Origin of the sequence: Sulfurospirillum sp. MES, assembly GCF_000789415.1 — a bacterium.
Taxonomy (GTDB): domain Bacteria; phylum Campylobacterota; class Campylobacteria; order Campylobacterales; family Sulfurospirillaceae; genus Sulfurospirillum; species Sulfurospirillum cavolei.
In genome coordinates, this window is sequence record NZ_JSEC01000003.1 from 240,861 (window position 1) to 258,853 (window position 17,993).

At 46.7% G+C, this 17,993-nt stretch carries 17 protein-coding genes; 6 read left to right on the forward strand and 11 right to left on the reverse strand.

The window, feature by feature from the left end:
* Positions 1–85: 85 nt before the first annotated feature.
* The 5 genes from OA34_RS06930 to OA34_RS06950 all read left to right on the forward strand — a co-directional run bounded on the left by OA34_RS06930 (position 86) and on the right by OA34_RS06950 (position 5,716).
* Positions 86–874 carry an ABC transporter substrate-binding protein gene (locus tag OA34_RS06930; protein WP_039673751.1) on the forward strand — a complete coding sequence of 263 codons (789 nt, stop codon included), beginning with the start codon at positions 86–88 and terminating at the stop codon, positions 872–874.
* On the forward strand, positions 871–3,120 hold the full coding sequence (locus OA34_RS13650) for a diguanylate cyclase domain-containing protein (RefSeq protein WP_286682902.1): 2,250 nt from the start codon (positions 871–873) through the stop codon (positions 3,118–3,120). The genes OA34_RS06930 and OA34_RS13650 overlap by 4 nt, the downstream gene beginning before the upstream one ends.
* Positions 3,121–3,203: 83 nt before the next feature.
* On the forward strand, positions 3,204–3,617 hold the full coding sequence (locus OA34_RS06940; RefSeq protein WP_039673753.1) for a MarR family winged helix-turn-helix transcriptional regulator: 414 nt from the start codon (positions 3,204–3,206) through the stop codon (positions 3,615–3,617).
* Positions 3,618–3,631: 14 nt separating this feature from the next.
* A complete protein-coding gene (locus OA34_RS06945) occupies positions 3,632–4,765 on the forward strand; it encodes an MFS transporter (RefSeq protein ID WP_039674033.1) in 1,134 nt (377 codons plus the stop codon).
* A gap of 9 nt (positions 4,766–4,774) precedes the next feature.
* Positions 4,775–5,716: a DMT family transporter gene (locus tag OA34_RS06950; RefSeq protein WP_039673755.1), complete on the forward strand. Its 942-nt coding sequence runs from the start codon at positions 4,775–4,777 to the stop codon at positions 5,714–5,716.
* A gap of 43 nt (positions 5,717–5,759) precedes the next feature.
* Here the strand turns inward: OA34_RS06950 and OA34_RS06955 are convergent, their stop codons facing one another.
* From OA34_RS06955 to OA34_RS07005, 11 genes are all read right to left on the reverse strand, one after another.
* Positions 5,760–7,778 carry a TonB-dependent receptor plug domain-containing protein gene (locus tag OA34_RS06955; RefSeq protein ID WP_039673757.1) on the reverse strand — a complete coding sequence of 673 codons (2,019 nt, stop codon included), beginning with the start codon at positions 7,776–7,778 and terminating at the stop codon, positions 5,760–5,762.
* 90 nt (positions 7,779–7,868) lie between these two features.
* Positions 7,869–8,657 carry an ABC transporter ATP-binding protein gene (locus tag OA34_RS06960; RefSeq protein WP_039673759.1) on the reverse strand — a complete coding sequence of 263 codons (789 nt, stop codon included), beginning with the start codon at positions 8,655–8,657 and terminating at the stop codon, positions 7,869–7,871.
* Positions 8,654–9,673: a FecCD family ABC transporter permease gene (locus OA34_RS06965; protein WP_039673761.1), complete on the reverse strand. Its 1,020-nt coding sequence runs from the start codon at positions 9,671–9,673 to the stop codon at positions 8,654–8,656. Before OA34_RS06965 ends, OA34_RS06960 begins: the two co-directional genes overlap by 4 nt.
* Positions 9,666–10,697 carry an LLM class flavin-dependent oxidoreductase gene (locus OA34_RS06970; protein WP_039673762.1) on the reverse strand — a complete coding sequence of 344 codons (1,032 nt, stop codon included), beginning with the start codon at positions 10,695–10,697 and terminating at the stop codon, positions 9,666–9,668. The genes OA34_RS06965 and OA34_RS06970 overlap by 8 nt, the downstream gene beginning before the upstream one ends.
* A 14-nt stretch (positions 10,698–10,711) precedes the next feature.
* Entirely contained in the window at positions 10,712–11,425 is a 714-nt protein-coding gene (locus OA34_RS06975; protein ID WP_039673763.1) for an energy transducer TonB, read from the reverse strand.
* On the reverse strand, positions 11,416–12,027 hold the full coding sequence (locus OA34_RS06980) for a class I SAM-dependent methyltransferase (RefSeq protein ID WP_039673765.1): 612 nt from the start codon (positions 12,025–12,027) through the stop codon (positions 11,416–11,418). The genes OA34_RS06975 and OA34_RS06980 overlap by 10 nt, the downstream gene beginning before the upstream one ends.
* A 75-nt stretch (positions 12,028–12,102) precedes the next feature.
* A complete protein-coding gene (locus OA34_RS06985; RefSeq protein ID WP_039673767.1) occupies positions 12,103–14,163 on the reverse strand; it encodes a TonB-dependent receptor plug domain-containing protein in 2,061 nt (686 codons plus the stop codon).
* A gap of 132 nt (positions 14,164–14,295) precedes the next feature.
* A complete protein-coding gene (locus tag OA34_RS06990) occupies positions 14,296–15,336 on the reverse strand; it encodes an ABC transporter substrate-binding protein (protein ID WP_286682903.1) in 1,041 nt (346 codons plus the stop codon).
* A complete protein-coding gene (locus OA34_RS06995) occupies positions 15,330–15,878 on the reverse strand; it encodes a globin domain-containing protein (RefSeq protein WP_286682904.1) in 549 nt (182 codons plus the stop codon). The genes OA34_RS06990 and OA34_RS06995 overlap by 7 nt, the downstream gene beginning before the upstream one ends.
* 156 nt (positions 15,879–16,034) lie before the next feature.
* Positions 16,035–16,439 (reverse strand): ExbD/TolR family protein, encoded by a 405-nt coding sequence (locus OA34_RS07000; protein WP_039673769.1) that lies wholly within the window; start codon positions 16,437–16,439, stop codon positions 16,035–16,037.
* On the reverse strand, positions 16,429–16,875 hold the full coding sequence (locus OA34_RS07005) for a MotA/TolQ/ExbB proton channel family protein (RefSeq protein ID WP_039673771.1): 447 nt from the start codon (positions 16,873–16,875) through the stop codon (positions 16,429–16,431). The genes OA34_RS07000 and OA34_RS07005 overlap by 11 nt, the downstream gene beginning before the upstream one ends.
* A 264-nt stretch (positions 16,876–17,139) precedes the next feature.
* Between OA34_RS07005 and OA34_RS07010 the strand changes: the two genes are divergently transcribed.
* Complete coding sequence (locus OA34_RS07010) at positions 17,140–17,913, forward strand: TOBE domain-containing protein (protein WP_039673773.1); 774 nt, start codon at positions 17,140–17,142, stop codon at positions 17,911–17,913.
* The last annotated feature ends 80 nt before the right edge of the window (positions 17,914–17,993 follow it).

The following is a 17,993-nucleotide window of genomic DNA, read 5'->3' on the forward strand; positions in this document are numbered from 1 at the left end:
CGATTTTTGTAAATTCAAAATAGCAATCGCATTTTTGTGCTATACTTTAAAACCGTATGTTTTGATGTCATAAAAAGGTCACGCCATGGGAGTGTTTCCGCGAATTTACATCGCCTTAATGCTTTTTCCTTCCTTTCTTTTTGCCGACCTTTTAGATACCGTCTTGCATACCCAACAACTTCGCGTGTGTATTTGGCCCGAATATTACGGCATCTCGTACCTCAATCCCCGCACGCAAAAACTTTCCGGTATCGACGTTGATTTAGCCCAAGAGTTTGCTTCAACGCTCGGCGTAAGCGTACGCTTCGTACAAAGTTCGTTTGCGACTTTGATCCAAGACCTCTTATCGCATCGATGCGACATCGCGATGTTTGCGATCGGCATTACGCCGGAGCGTCAAAAATATTTACGGTTCACGTCGCCGCACCTGCAAAGCGATATATACGCCATCATATCCAAAAGCAATAACCGCATCCAAACGTGGGACGACATCGACCAAGAAGGCGTCGTCGTCACCGTCGCCAAAGGAACGTACCATGTGAAACTGATGCAAAACGCCTTGCGTAAAGCCTCTTTACATGTCGTCGATTCGTTGCATGCGCGCGAACAAGAAGTCGAGTCCGGACGCGCGGACGTGATGATGAGCGACTACCCTTTTAGCACGCAACTGTTGGTCGAAAAAGAGTGGGCAAAGCGCATCGCACCCACCTCTTCTTTCCATCCAACTTCCTACGCGTGGGCATTGGATAAAAACGAAGAAGCTTTATACTCTCGTGCCGAGGCGTTTATGCAAACGATTAAACGCGACGGTCGTTTGCAAACGATCGCAAAGCGGTACGCGCTTGATCCTATCGTGGTTGTAACGCCGCCGTGAAACCGACCTACCTCAACAAGACCGTACTGCGTTACGCGTCAATCGGCTTTTTTATCATCGCGCTGACGATCTTTTTGATGGCGACGACACTCAAAGACCTTCGCCAAGAAGCGATGGATACGCATCGCCGCATCGCCGAATTGTATGCGTATACGTTTGAAGAGCATTTTTCGCAAATGCTCCATCATCTCAATTTTTCGATCGATCGTCTCATGCAACTGAGCGTCTCGCAAAAAGAAGTCGCCTCGTTATCGCCGCTTCTGCATTCCTTATGCGAAAACGTTCCGTATATTCGTTCGTTTTCGATCAGCGACGAGACGGGAAAAATCATCGCAAGTTCTCTTTCTAACAATATCGACCGTTCAGTCGACCTTCACACCTTTTTGCCGATTCCTTTCGGAGACGACGCACTTTTGCGCATCGGCATTCCGCAAGAAGGACGGGATTTTTTCGCCTCAAAATCCAACGGCGATTATCGAGCGATCGATGCCAACGGCGTCTTTTTCTTGCCTGTTATCAAAAAAATAACTTTGGAAAATCGCCCGTATTACGTTGCCGTTTCGATCAATACGGACTATCTTTACCGTCGCTACCTCTCGATTTTGCCGCCGGAACAAGGTACGACGCTTTCGATTTGGCGCATCGACGGAACCTTGCTTTTTTCAAGCGATCGAACACAGCCTTTAGCTTTGTCGCACTACACGCCGCAACATCCTAAAGATCACGAAGATTTTTACGAACATGTCAAACACTACGTACACCATACGCTTAACGTCTTTCGCAGTGCGCACACGTTTGGTTTTATCGTCGAAATCAAAACCGACGAGCAGGTCGTCTTAACGTACGGCGATAAAGAGCGTCGTAAAATCTTATGGCTGAGTGCCGCACTCATTTTATGTTTGGGCGTTCTTTTTGCGACGCTTGTGATTCGCTATTTGAAGGAAAATGAACGTCAAAAGAGACAATTGACGTACGAAAAACAGTTTCGTATCGCGATGGAAGCGACGCAAACGGGACTTTGGACGTGGGACATCATCAGCGATCACGTTACATGGGATCCGCAATGCTTTAAACTGTTGGGGTATGAGCCCGACGCTTTTGAGATCAGTTTGGAAAAGATCTATCAATTGACCCATCCCGACGAAGCGGCGACGATGTATTTTGCCATTAAAGAACAAATCATCGCAAAACATGCTTTCGTGATCGAACGTCGTATGCTCAACGCCCGTAACGAATGGGTTTACGTTCAAGTCAGGGGTAAAGCGGTCGAGATGACGGATGAGGGCGAACCGAAGCTCTTAACAGGCGTGTATATCAACATCGACGCACAAAAAAAGGCGGAAGAGTTACACCTCAGTGCCGTAGCTTTCGATACGCAAGAGGCTATTTTGATTACCGACGCAAACGAAAAAATCCTTAAAGCCAACGAAGCGTTTACACGCATTACGGGCTATAGCGAAAGCGAAATCATCGGCGAAACGCCTCGCTTTTTCCGATCGGGTAAGCATGACAAAGCATTTTACACCGCGATGTGGCAAGAGTTGCTCACCAAAGGGTTTTGGCAAGGCGAGATGTGGAACAAACGCAAAAACGAAGAAGTCTTCGCCGAATTTTTAACCATCACAGCGATTAAAAATACCGAAGGGAAAACCACGCACTATATCGCCAATCTCAGCGACATCACCCAACATAAAGTCGCGCAAGAGCAGATTCACGAAATGGCGTATTACGACCCTTTAACGCACCTTGCCAACCGTAGGCTCCTTGATGAAACCATGCAGCATTTATGGAACGAAGGAAAAAACAAGCCCCATTACCATGCGCTTTTATTTATCGATTTGGATCATTTTAAAACCTTAAACGATCGCTACGGGCACGATGCAGGCGATATGTTGCTCGTGCAAGTCGCCGCAAGACTCAAAGACGTCGTTCGCAAAAGCGATCTTGCCGTACGGCTCGGAGGCGACGAGTTTATCGTCGTGCTGTGCGAATTAGGTAACCACTACGGTATGGCGCATTATCTTGCACAAAGCGTCGCCCAAAAAATTTTAACGCATCTGTGTGAACCTTACGCTCTTTTAGAGGGTAACTATACGATAGGGGCTAGTATCGGATGTGTTTTATTTACGAGCGACACGCATCCGGACATAACCGCTATTTTAAAAGAAGCCGATTCGGCGATGTACCAAGCCAAAGCAGGCGGACGCAACCGGATTTATTTTCGCGACGATGCTGCACATTCTTAAGAGAATTTTTGAGGTAAAAACGAGGAGCGATTCATAAGGTTGTATATGCAATAATTTCATATGCAACTATTTTGGAGCGGCTCATGAATCTACCCGTCAACGACAGCATCGCTTTTCGTATCGCGCGTACCGCCAATCGAATCAACCAAACGATCACGACGCTTTTAAGCGCGGAAGGGATCGCACCCGAACAGCGCATTTTGCTTGAAATCTTAACGACATGCGAACATGTCAACCAAATAACGCTTTGCGCCATGCTCAACAAAAGTCCCGCAACGATCAGCCGTACCCTTGATTCGCTCGAGAAAAAAGGGCTGATCGTGAAAAAATCGATCGAACACGATAAGCGCGCCAACCTCATCGAAGTGACGCACGAAGGATACGACGTACTCCAACGCTCCGAAGCGACCGTTCTCGCGTTTCGCAAAAGTTTGTCCGATCGGCTCACGCTCGAAGAAAAAAACACGCTTTTTAATCTTTTAGAAAAACTCTCCTAAGGCCTTACATGTACATGCGTTCCTCCTATGCTTTCGCACAAAAAATTACCGCTTTTTCGACCTTCCTTGCCTTTATGGGAATGGGCGTCGTCGATCCGATTTTACCCGATATTGCCAAACAGCTCGGTGCAACCGCGTGGCAGGTCGAACTTTTGTTTAGCACGTATATCCTGATGATGGCGTTTGTGATGATTCCCGCCGGAATGCTTGCCGGAAAATTCGGCGATAAAAAGATCATGGCGTTTGGACTCTTCGTCGTTGCCCTTTTTGCGCTTTTATGTGCCTCGGCCGGAAATATTACCGCACTTGCCCTCTTTCGCGCGGGCTGGGGATACGGTAACGCCCACTTTTTTGCAACGGCACTGATTTTATTGATCGCCTTATCGCCCGACTACCATAAAGCCGTCGGCTTGTTTGAAGGAGCGATCGGCTTTGGCATTGCTTCAGGTCCGCTTCTGGGCGGATTTGTCGGGCACTATTCGTGGCGTTATCCTTTTCTTATCACGGGATGTTTGAGCCTGATCGCCTTTTTACTCGTGCTCGTCTTCGTTCAAGAGCCGCCGAAAAAAAACACGGCACGATCTGCCGGTTGGAGCGACCTTAAAGCACTTTTTTGCGACGTCAAATTCTTAAAAATCTCGATCGGCGCACTGTTTTACTACTATGCGTTCTTTGTCGTTTTGGCGTATTCGCCTTTGGTTGTACCGATGAATCCGATTGAGATCGGACTCTTGTTCTTCGGCTGGGGCGTCGCTTTGGCACTCGGTTCGATCGTTCTGAGTGATCTCTTAGAGAGACGCTGGCGCGTCGAAAAAATTATTCCGCCGACACTCGGTGCGTTCAGCCTTGTTTTACTGGCACTCATGGCTAGCGACTCTTTAACCCGTATGGCAATTTTCATCGTCATCAGCGGTCTCTTATCCGGCATCATTAATTCACTTTTAACGACTTACGTGATGCAAAGCCGTTTTGAGCGTAACATCGTCTCGGGCGGGTATAACTTTCTTCGCTGGAGCGGTGCGGCCATCGCCCCGATAGCTTCCGGAATCATCGGTGAACATTTCGGAGCGAAACTGCCCTACTTGCTTGCCGCGCTTGGTTGCGGAATCGCTTTTTATTGTATCGTTCGTTCACGACGCCACGGCTAAAGGAGAACTATGCCGGCTCTACTTTTTTTAGGAATGCTTTCGGCGCTGTTTTTCAGCACGACGTTTCTGCTCAACCGTATGATGAGTTTAGCGCACGGACACTGGATTTGGTCGGCATCGCTTCGCTATTTTTTTATGATCGCCATGGTGGCACTCGTCATCGTCTTTTGGGAAGGAGTTCCGACGCTCAAAGGCGTTTTAGCCCTTTTTAAACGCTTTTGGCGTTTTTGGATACTCTCCGGAAGCATCGGCTTTGGAGGCTTTTACGCGCTGTTATGTTACAGTGCCGATTTCGTGCAAGGCTGGGTCGTCGCAACAACGTGGCAAGTGACCGTGATCGCTTCGTTAGTCGTTTTAATCGCTTTTGGAAAGCGTTTCGCCAAACGCATCTGGTTTTTTTGCGCTCTGATTCTTTTGGGCGTTACCTTGGTCAACCTCGCTTCGATCACGCATTTTAATTGGAATGAACTCTTAAAAGGTTTTCTACCCGTTTTGGCGGCGGCATTTTGCTACCCGATCGGCAATCAGCTCGTGTGGGAAGCCAGACATCAAACCCATTCATGGATTCCGCACATCGACGATCCTTTAATGCACAATGCATTTCACAAAGTGCTCTTGCTCTCTTTAGGCTCCGTTCCTTTTTGGTTGGTTTTGATTGTTTGCACGACTCCGCCGCCGCCCTCGATTTCGCAAGTCGCGAATACCGCCGCGGTCGCTTTTTTTTCGGGCATCGTTGCGACGACGCTCTTTTTATATGCGAGAAGCCGCGCCAAAACCAGTGCCGAAATCGCCGCGGTGGATGCGACGCAAGCCGCCGAAGTCATTTTCGCGCTGATCGGAGAGGTTCTTTTTTTAGGAGCACCCGTTCCGCCTTTGAGCGCATTTTTAGGAATAGGATTGGTTTTTATCGGTCTTTTTTTCTTTATCGTGTTTCAAAAAAAGCAGAACTAAAGAGAGCCCTTCGGCTCTCTTTAGAATCTACATGTAGGTTTTTTTAGAAGCTATAGCGCGCATTGGCGTAATAGTTTCGTCCCTCTTGCGCATAACCGTTGTTGTAGTAATAATATTCGTCAAAGAGATTTTTAATACCGACCGCCAATTCAAGATCTTTGATCGGACGGTACGCCACGCGAATATCCGCCACCGTATACGAACTGCTCTCTTCGCTACCGCTGACGTTAGAGTAGCGTTTCCCTTCATGTCGAACGATCGGCGTTATATCGACCGAATGGATCGGCGAATAGGTTAAACTCGCATAGTAACTGTGTTTGGGCGTATCGGTCGTGTATTTGGCGTTCGCCGTTTTACTGTCTTCAATCGTCGCATCGATATACGTATACGAGAGCGTACTTCGGAGTTGTTCATTCCATTGTGAATTTAAACTGACTTCGGCACCTTTATGCTCTTCTTGGTCAAAGTTTTGCATTTGAGAGCAATTGGTTCCCGTACATCCCAATGCCGGATTCGTATTGGTTAAACCGCTAACGCTTGCAATATAGTCTTTTGTTTTCGTATAAAAAAGTGCGACTTTAGCATGCTGATCTTCGACAAATGCCCAATCGGTACCGATTTCATACGTCGTCGATTGCTCGGCATCCAAATCTGGGTTTAAGATATAATCGCCGAAGCGTGACGAATAACGATCTTTCAAGGTCGGCATATTGCTCTTTTGAGAAACGCTACCGTAGAACATTAAATCTTTTGTCGCTTGATACGAAAGAATTGTTTGAGGATTGAATGCATCCGAATCGTATTTCGGGAACTCTCCGGCAATTCGCGTTCCGGCGTTATTGCGATACTCGGCTTTCGTGACCTCGTTCTTATCGTAGCTACCGCCGAGTGTCCATGTTAATTTATCGCTCATTTGCCATGAATATTCCGCACCCAAAGATAAGGTTTTACTTTCGTCTTTAAGATCGGCACCCGAAGATTTTGAGCTAATGTCTTTGTGGTTATCGTATTTTTGAGAGACGGAGAGTTTCAAAAGATGGTTATCGGCAATTTTAATATCCCCTTCGATAATGCCGCCAAACGTGTTATCGTCGTACTCGGAGATTTCCGTAACGGTATTTTGAGCCGAAGTTTGAGGCGTGCCTTTAAATAAAATTTTGTTGTAAAATTCATCGTAATACCAACGTGTTTTTAAAAAATGTTCGCCGATAGCCGTTTTAGTAATAATGTAATAACTCGTCTTATCCCAATCTTTCCAATCCCAGTTACGATTATACACGCCGCCTCCGGTGGAGCCTTGCGCCGAGGCATACCACGGTTGTTCTTTGTCGCCGCGTTGAACGATGTAGTTGAAAGAGTATTCATCGGTTGAATTGGGCGTATAGCCGACTTTAAGATTGAGCTTTTTATCGCCTGATTCGGAGTTGGAGCGTTTATGACCGTCTTGATGACCCGCAGGATCGTAATCGCTTGAGATTTTATAATAATCTCTAGAGACGTTGGAAACCGAGATCAAGCCGTAGTATAGCTCTTGCTTCGTACCCATCGTTGCGTACTCTTCGTATCCGTCTCCGCTAAACGCACCCACACCCACTTCGCCCTCAAGTTCTTTGGTCGGTTGTTTCGTAATCAGATTGATCGCACCGCCCATCGTGTTAGCACCGTACATCGGAGAGACGTATCCTTTAGAAACGTCGATCTCGCCGATGTCGTAGGTTTTAAAGCGACCCAAATCGATATTGTGGTCGTACGGAACGTAAATGGGAATACCGTCGACGTAAATCGGCACGCGATTGCTTGAAAAACCGCGTACACGTACTTTTGACTCGCCCCTAGCCCCCGCATAGTCCGCATACACGCCCGGCGTACTTTGCAACGCGTCGACGACGGTTTTCGCATCCGTCTCTTTTATCGTCTCACTCGTGACGACTTCGACGCTGGGATTGGCACTGATATCTTTTTCCGACGTCACTTCAATCTTTCCAAGCTCAAACGTTTCCGCTAAAAGCACGGAAGATGCTACCAAAGAGAGCATCACCCCTAAACATAGTTGTTTTCTCATCTATCCTCCTTTAAATTGTCACACCATCTTATTATATATTTTTTTATATAATGCTAAATATTTCGTCATTTATACGCTAAATTTTTTTGATTATATGCGTTGATTTAAAAAATTAGGTACGCACGTTTTGTAACCGAAATGCGTTGTAAACAAGGTAATATCCGTTTGATACAACGTATTGATCAGCTCTTGCGTTACCACGCTCTTCGTATCACCGCTTGCTAGAATTTTTCCGTCTTTGATAGCATACGTTTGTCCTTCCAACATCAGTGCATGCTCAGGGAAGTGCGTCGATTTTAAAAAGGTATAGCCTTCTTTTGAAAGGGTCAAAATAGCTTCCAATAGTCTGAGTTGATTGCCGTAATCGAGTCCGGAAATCGGCTCGTCCATCACTAAAATCTTCGCACCCTGCGCTAATGCCCTAGCGATCAATACCAACTGCTTTTCGCCGCCGCTAAGGGTTTGGTAATTGCGTTCCGCTAAGTGAACGATACCGAGTCGCTCCATCGCCGCATAACACAACTGCTTATCGTGTTCGCTACTCGCTTTTGCAAACCATGCTTCAAACGCGATACGACCCATCAAAACGATTTGCAATGCGCTAAACGCAAAGACGATTTTCGTGCTTTGCGGCACGTAAGCGATATGCTCCGCACGCTTTTTAATCGAATATTCGCTAAGGTTTTTCCCTTCTAAAATCACCTCTCCTCGGTCGGGAGACAGAAGTCCTAGCAAAATCTTCATCAAAGTGCTTTTTCCCGCACCGTTTGCTCCGAGCAACGAGACGATACTGCCTTCGGGAATAGCAATATCGACACCGTCTAAAACCTTTTTTTGCTGATACGAAAAATAAAGATTGCGCGCTTCGTAAAAACTCATGCAAACCCTTTTTTAGCATTTTTAAGGGCGAAGACGAAGATGGGAATTCCCACCAATGCGGTCACGATTCCCACGGGAATTTCAACGCTTAAAACCGTCCGACACAAAGTATCGACCCACAGTAAAAAGATTCCGCCTAAAAGCAGGCACATCGGCAACATCACGCGGTTATCCGCACCGACCATAAACCGTGCGATATGCGGAATAATCAATCCTACCCAACCGATCATTCCCGCAACGACGACCGTAAGAGCACTCAAAAGCGTCGCCAGTAAAATCGCCGTATTGCGTACCAAACTAACGCGCACGCCCAACGCTTTGGCATCGTCGTCGCCGAGACTTAAGATATTGAGGTATTTGCCCATCAGCGCAAGAACGATCATACTCAAAACCAGCGGAACGCTAACGTTTAAAAGCGTTTTCATATCGACGGCACTAAACGAACCCATCAACCAATAAACGATGGCAGGGAGTTTATTGTACGGATCCGCCATATACTTGACCAAAGAGAGCAGTGCCGAAAAAAGCGCGCTTGAGATCACGCCGCCCAAAACCAATAAAATCGTCGTCGGAGCATTTTTACCGTAAATGCGCGCGATCAAAAGTGCGCACATGACCGCAAGAAATCCAAAAGCAAACGAAAAAAGCTGAACGCCGATCCAATTATCCGAGATCATAATGCCCAATGCCGCCCCAAAAGACGAACCGGCCAATACGCCTAAAATTCCCGGAGAGACCAGAGGGTTGACGAACATGGCTTGAAACGCACCTCCCGAAACCGCCAACGCGGCTCCGACCAAAATAACCGCTACGATCCGCGGTAAGCGAATATCGAATAAAATATTGGAAAGCAACGTCGCATCGCGCGGCATTGCTCCGATATCGAACCATTTCCAACTCACAAAATGTGCCAGCGTCGAAAAATCGATCTCGTAGCGTCCCATACACATAGAAGCAAAAAACGAGGCGATAAGAAGCACGAATGCGATCGCAAACAAAAGAGACGTTTTAACCATGATGTGCCTTATCGACGAACGGACGTACAAGCTGCGTAAAATCGTGAAGCAAACGGGCATTTTCATTTTCATTCGTTCCCAAAAGCTTTAAAGCGACATGTACTTTCGGAAAACGTTTTTGAATCGTCAAACACGTATCGATGCAGCGTTGCACATCGCCGATAATGCCGTTTTCAAAGAATTTTTGACCGTCAAAAAAGACGTTGCGTTCTTGAATCAACGCTTGATAGCGCGTTTGATCAAATTGCGGAGATTTGTTAAAAGACGATGCCGCACGCATAGATTTGACGAAATGATCGATCGCCGGACGTGCTTTGGCAAAGGCTTCTTCATAGCTTTGTGCTACGTAAAACGTGCGCAGTAAAACGATCTCGGGCTCACATCCGGCGATCGAAGCGTAATAGCGACTCACGCGTTCGCACTCGTCCAAATCGACGCCCTGAGAGAGCATTAAACCCCAGCCTTTACGCGCCGCAAACGCGATCGTCTCTTCCGAGGCAAACGTTGCGATATAGGTCGGAATGGAGCTTTGCAAGGGTTTCGGCTCGACGTCTACTTCCGTAAAATCAAAAAAATCCCCGTGAAAACTAACGGCATGATCGCGGGTATTTAACACCGAATCTACCGCTTGCGCACACTCCAAAAGTTTAGGGCGTAGCTGTTCGGTCGTCGTATTGAAATGCTTGGAATCGGGCGCAAACGCTCCTTTAGCCAGTCCTAAATTAAAGCGTCCGCGGCTCAATATATCGAGCATCGCAACATCTTCGGCTAAACGTATCGCGTCGTAAAAAGGCGCTAAGAAGCCCGCACACCCCAAACGAATCGTTTGCGTCCTCGCACACGCGTTGGCAAGCAAAACCGTAGACGAAGGACAGATACTAAAATCATTAAAATGATGCTCCCCGAACCAGACCTCTTCCAAGCCTTCTTTTTCGGCTTGCTCCACTAAACGCATCTGTGCATGAATCGCCTCGCATGCATCGGTTTCATACCGTTCAAACAGACAAAAAATTCCCCATTTCATACTTCATAATCCTTTTACGTACGTAATTTAAAAACGACGGGAACGCTAATAAAAAGCTCTTCTTGCGGAGGCTTTTCAAACGGCGATGCGTCAATGACGGCATTGAGGGCATTAGCGTCTAAAACCTTTTTCCCGCTAGAGTGCAACACTTTTAGCGTTCGCTTATCGACCGTACCGTCGGCTTGAATGCTAAATTGCACCGTCGTTTCGCCTTCGATACCCATCTTTTTTGCCATCATCGGGTATTGAAGATTGGCTTGGATCGCTTTTCGAACCTTTGCCAAATACCGTGACAAGGCATCTTCATTGGCTTGAGACGCACGTGAGGCTTGAGAGGGTTGCTCTAAAGCGGATAGTGCCTGATGCGAAGAAGGCGGAGGCGGCGTTACCGTCTCTTCTACGATAGGAGAAGGCTCGGGAGAAGGAGCGGTTTTGGCAATAGGTTTTTGGGCAACGACGGGTTTTTTTTGAGGTTTGGGTTGTTCTTTGGGAACTTCGTTCGGAATTTTTGGCTGTTCGATCGGAGGTTGAGGCTCTTCGCGTTTAGGCGGTGCGGAAGGTTTTTCGTCGTCGATCAGGCTAATATGCACGATGTCGGCTTTCTCTTCCGCAGACTCAAACACTTTGGGCATCGCCGCCAAAGCATACACCAAACACGCATGCACAAGAACGGTTCCGAAAACGGCTATCGATGAAAATGTACGCTTTTTGGAGACACTTATTTCCACATCTGTATCCAAATACCGTCTTGTGCGCGATGAATCACGAAATTTTCAATGCCTTTACTTTTCAGCAACGCATCGTAATCGCGTTTCATCCCGTCCCCGTGCATTTTATCCATTGCTTCAAGATCGACTTCTTGACCTTCGGCAAGCATATTTTCGATAATTTGCGCTTTAATTTCGGGCGTTCCTTTGCCTCCGCCGACAAACGTCGTACCGCCTTTTTTCAAGATACGGTAAATCTCTTGCAATGCTAAAGCCGGATCCTCCCAAAAGGGCATCGAACCTCTGGAAATAATCAAATCCATCGTCTCGTCTTCTAAAGGAATCGCGTGAACGTCGCCCACAAGCGTCGCTCCGCGCTCTTCTAAACCGTCCTCGACCAGATGCAAAGCCGCTTTTTCCAAAGCCTCCGCATTGAGGTCGAAAAACGTGACATGTAAGTTGGTCATTTTTGCCAATTCCAATCCCAAATAACCGCCGCACGCGCCGACGTCTAAACATTTGCCTTCGATCATCCGCGTTTGATCTTTAATTTTTTGCGCATAGTACGTGTACAAAGGTTTTTTAACCGTTCGCGATTGTTGATCGTAGTGTTCTACATCCATCTTTTTTTCCTTACATGTAAAGCCCAAGCAAGCGTCAAACCCGCCTGAGCGTTTCGTCTCATTGTGCCAAAAACGCTAATATTTAAGCGTTACGTCAAGACCGACGACACGACCGCGATCGTAGTAATACCCCGTCGTATAACGCGTCGCATACTTCTCGTCGGTAATGTTTCTAGCATAAAGCATTAACGTCGTCGTCGTATTTCCGGCGGTTTTAAAATCCCGCATGATATTGGCGTCAACCCGCGTAAAATCGCCTAAATTAACATCGTACGCCGTTCCCATCGCCGAAGTGGACGTATGCCATCCGCTCTCTTTTTGAAGCGATACGTTGGCACGGTATTTATCCCACTCTTGCGTCACTTGAAGCGTGTAAAGGTCTCTTGGATTCGAGCCGCCGATATTATTCGTCGTAACGCCGGTACTGCTAATCGAATCGTAATTCAAAAGACGCGTATAGCTGGCTTTATAACTCGTACCCGTCGAAAAATACCCTTTTAATAAAAGCTCGATGCCGTCGCGATCCGTATCGGATTCCGTGTAGTAATAGTAGGTTTGACCGTTTTGGACGTACGTCGTGTTGCTGGCGGTTTTTTCATTATCGATTTTTACTTTAAACCATGTCACCATCGGCATAAACATCTTGTCGTAATTGGCTTCCAAACTGGTTTCGAAACGTTCTTGTTTTTCGGCATGTAACGTTCCCGTTTGCGCTTTAACGTCAAAATCGCCCATCGTTCCTTGATCGGCATTGAAATAGCGCGCGCTTAAGGCATAAATCGACGTGATATTCCATTTGGCGCCGAAGGCGTAGATTTTAGCCGGTGCCATATCTTCATCGTTGTTAGCGCTGTTTTTCGAAGCACTCGTACTTGAATAATCGATATGTTTTTGATCTTCTCTGTAACCGCCGTCTAAAATCAACGCCCCGTCAAAAAGCTTTTGTTCTGCCGATCCCGACCAACCCAAGACGTTGACTTTAAAGCGGTTATAGCTCGCACTGTTATTGGCTCCGAATCCCTCGTCGTCGGTCGATTGCACGCCTAACATCACGGTCGTATCGCCGTAACGGATATTGTGGCGCAAGCTAACGCCCTCGGTCTCTTCCCAATACGGTTTAGCAACACCCGTTGCCGTCGTTGCAAACGATTCGTTGCTGTACTCGGTGTGCTCGTAGCGCGTGGAGAAAAGCGATGCCAAAGTCGCGTGGTTCTCGTTCCATTGAACGGTCGCATCGCCGCTGACGATTTCCGTGGTGATCGGATCGTAGTACCATTTTGAGTTATCTAATGCCCCCGTAACGGTAACGCCGCGTTGCATTTCAAAACGCCCTTCGTCTTTGTACGCCATAATTTTACCGCTGAGTTTACCGTAGGAAAATCCGGCATTTGCCATTCGCGCATCGGCCGTTTGGCCGTCAAAATAGCGATCGGTACTATCGCGATGCATTCCCGAAACCAATCCGCCGACAAATGCGCTTCCTTCTTCGTTATCGATACGCGTTCCCAAATAAAGGCTCTCTTTGTTTGCCGTAGGGAAACTCTCCGTTTTTTCCACGGAACCTTGCAAAATCGCTTCCGTTTTTTTCGGTTGTTTGGTTTTGATAATAATATAACCGACGTTAACGCCCGAGCCGGAATTGGAAGAGCCGATGTTAATCGAAGGTCCTAACGTCAAAGAGGAAGAACCGCGAACGATTTGAATCTCTTCGATCGCGTTCATCGGTATTTTTTGAAGAATCTTATTGGCGGTGGAAGGTAAAATCGCTCCGTCGATAATATACGTCAGCGAACCGCCGCCTCGCACATTAACAAAATATGGACTTTTACGTCCGTGATACGTGACGTCCACGCCCGTTGCTTTGCTCAAAAGATCGAACATATCTTTAGGCGCCAAATCCCGAATATCTTCTTGCGTAAAAATCTCAACGCCCGCTTGAGAACTACTTTCGACTTTATGGGGATTGACGATACTGTCTGGTTTCAGGTCTTCGCGCACGACGCGCGGCGTACCTTCGGCATTTTCCGTCGTGCTCACCGGATCTAACTGATAAATCGTATCGGCGGCAACGAGCGATAAAGGAAACAAACAAGACGCTACGACGAGCGAACCGAAACACGGCTTAAAAACTGACATATTACTCCTTTTTCTTTGCCAAAGACTTTGGCGATAAGATGACGTTAAGAAGCGCAACACCTTCGATCGGTGATGATTTACGGTATATGCGCATGTGCGTTCTTGACATGTAAGGCTCATATGCCGACATTTTTAATTCAAAATCGCTTGGTGTTGCGTTTGATTAAGATCGATTCTTAAAAACAGGCGGTAAAATTCCTGCATACGCATCTCAAATTCCGAGGCATTCGGTTCGTCGTATAAAACGTGCGTCAGCCATTGAATCCCTAAAAGGCGCATAAACGAAGGCGGTCTATCGATCCAGTTAAACGGTTTTTTCGGAACCAAATAGACTCTTTTGTTTTGCACCGCCGCGACAAAACGCCATCTCGGGTCGTTTTGAACATTTTGAACAAACTCCTTTTCCTGTGCGATAATGACGTCAGGATTGTACAAAATGACCTGTTCGAGCGTCACTTTTTCCATCCCTTTACCGCCGCTTGGTTGACACAAATGGGGATTGATACCGCCGGCAACTTTGATCGCTTCGTAATGCGAAGAGCTGTCGCATTCACTCGCCAAACCGTCCGTACCTTCGGCATAATAAACGACAGGGCGTTTCGAAACGCGACGTTCTACCAAGGCTCTTGTTTGGCGCGTCACCTCTTGGGCATAGAGTGCCAAAGGTTCCGTACGCTCTTTTTTATCCAGCAATTCACCTAAAAAACGATACGCTCGTGCGAGATCGTCGATACTTTCCAAATTGACGTTAATCGTCGCAATGTGACTGCTTTGGAATAAATATGCCGCAAGACCGCTGGAAGCGTCGGTGTTCCACGAAATGATCGCATCGGGGTGCAATGCCAAAAGCGTTTCGCGATTGATGCTATTGGCTCCGCCTTGTAAACCTCCGATCACCGGAAGCGACGTAAAATGCGGATCAAGCATACTCGACGATTCATTATTACCTTTAGCGTGATCGAAATTTAAGCCCACGATCAACAAAGGATCGATCGTGTAGAGCATATACGTCGAAGGCGGCGACGAGGCGTAGAGTTTGCTTATCGTATCGGGAACTTCGAGCGTCTGTCCGCTCATATCGACGATACTGCGCGCTAAAAGAAGTTCGCCCAAGCCGAAACAAATCATCAAAAAACCAATCGAAAATCGATAAAAAGACATCGCCGTTACCATCCGTATTCTTTTTGTACGTCATGAAAAAAAAGCCGTTTTGCATACGTATTGGGAGCGGCGCGGTTAATCATACGCAGCGAAAACGTCTCGATCCACGTCCAAAACTGCTCCAAATACGCTTTAGGAAATGCTATCTCTTGAAGCGTTTGCGCATAATACCTCAGCCACACTTCGCGCGCATGGGCATCGATGGCAAAAGGTGCGTGGGTTTTACACATCGAAGGCGCGCCGTAGGCTTTTGTGTAAACATTGCCGCCGCCTAAAGCTTGAATAAAAAAATGCGCCGCTTTATGCACGCCTTCCATAAAAGCCTCTTCATCGCTAGGGTACATGTAAGCAATTTCGCTTTTTTGAAGTAGCCGATGATGATGAATAACCATACGAAGAAGGTTCTCTTCGCCTACGGCTTTTAAAAAATTTTCTTCGGGCTTCACGATGGGCGGAAAACGCATATGTTCTTTGCTTGCGCTCCAACGTAATTTTTGAGAGGCATTGGAGCGTTTAACGTCTTGAATCAAAGCGTTTTCGAGGGACTGACACATAGCTATTTCCTTTCATTAGAGTTCTTTCAAAACTTTTGACACGTCTTTAAAGCAAAGCTCTAAAGACTACGTTAACTCTGCATTTTCTTCGGCGCAAAGCCCACGCACCTTGGTGCTTTTTCTTCTTGCAAAATGAGTTTTGCAAGATGTCTAATTTTATCGGCGATCCGCGGTTTGAATCGCAAACGACGTAATACGGTATTTTTTACATGTATCGATAATTTTTACGACGTACTCAAAGGGCGTTTGCGCATCGGAACGAAGAATAATCGTACGATCAGTAGCATCCAATGCGGCAATCTTCGCTTCGAGCGCATCGGGCTCTATCGCGACGTCTTCGTAGTAAAAAACGCCTTCTTTATCCAAAGAGATGACGATCGGTTTTTGTTCCTCTTTTTGTTTTTCGGCGCTGCTTGCCTGCGGGAGATTCAGAGGAATTTTACCTTGCGTTACAAACGTTGCGGTGACCATAAAAATAACCAAGATCACCAGCACGATGTCGACAAAAGGCGTCATATTGATGTCGGCAATCTCGTTTTCGACCTCAAGGCTACTTGCCATGGCAGTACGCCTCGTGTTTGATCATAATCGTTTTCGCACGTCGGATAAAGTAGTTGTAAGCCACCACGCAAGGAATCGCCACAAAAAGCCCCGTAGCCGTTGCGATCAAGGCTTCGGAAATGCCTTGCATAATAGGTTGAACGTCAAAAGCGTGGTTATTTCCGATGACGTGAAATGCTTGAATAATGCCTAACACCGTACCGAAAAGCCCGATAAACGGGGCATTGTTTCCGAACGTCGCCAAAATCCCGAGCCTTGCGTCAAGGCTGAGTTTGAGCGTGTACGCATCCATCTCTTTATAATATTTTTCAATTTGCCAAAAAATCAACGCCCGCTCGATCATCACGCCCAAAGCGATGACGCTCATGGCGACTAAAACCCACAATACCGGATCGGTTCCGAGTAACGCAAACGATAAAAACTTTTCACTTAACATTCCCAATTTTCCTTTCAAAAAAGCCTCTCTTCCGCTCTTTCGATATGTACTTATATTACATAACGAGCGAGCGAAAAAGAGCCGACAACAAGAAACAACCTTGCATTATAACGTAATATTTATCGAAATACAACGTTAATAATGCTATTTTTTATACACTAAGTATTGCTTACCTGCTCAATAAATAACCACATTTCCCTTTTTGCTTCCCTTGTGCTATACTGTACCGATCATTTTGACTTACACCCGTAGAAGGAAATACCGATGCTAGAAGCCCGTCTTTGGATCAAAAAAAGCGATAAAAATTTTCTCGGTCGAGGACGTATCGAGTTGTTGGAACGCATTAAACATCACGGCTCGATTCATGCCGCGGCAAAAGCGATGAAAATGAGCTATAAAGCCGCTTGGGATTCGGTTGATGCGATGAATAACCTCTCCGACGAGCCCTTGGTGCAAAAAACCAGCGGCGGTAAAGGCGGCGGCGGAACGCTTCTGACGGCAAAAGGAGAAGAAATTATTCAAGCGTTTCATACCTTAGAGCAAAAACACCGACAGTTTTTAGACCTTTTCTCCGATAGCGAAGATTTAAGTACGATCGTTAAGGCTCTCAGTCGGCTCTCCTTAAAACTCAGCGCACGCAACCAACTCACGGGTATCGTCACCGACATCAAAGAAGACACGGTCAACGTTTTGCTCGAAATTACGATCAAAGACGCGGAAAAACTCTACGCTTCCATTACGCATAACAGTTACGCCGATTTGGGACTTTGCGTCGGCGATTCGATTATTGCGATCTTAAAAGCCAGTTCGGTTAGCCTATCCAAAACGAAACCGACCTCTACATGTGAAAATCTTTTGCACGGCAAAGTCGTGCAAGTTTTAAGTGACGCTTCCGGTACGGAAGTCACGCTCGAATTGCCGAGTCTAAGCACGATCACGGCGACAATTCCTCACGCAACATTCGACACTTTAGGCATTAAAGTAGGCGATGAAGCCTATGCGTTTTTCAAAGCATCTCAAATTATCGTCGGCGTTTAACGTTTTTACGTGATACGCCTTCTCATCGATGCTTTAGCACATCGTTTTATGCCGTAACATCGATCAAATATTCTTTTTTA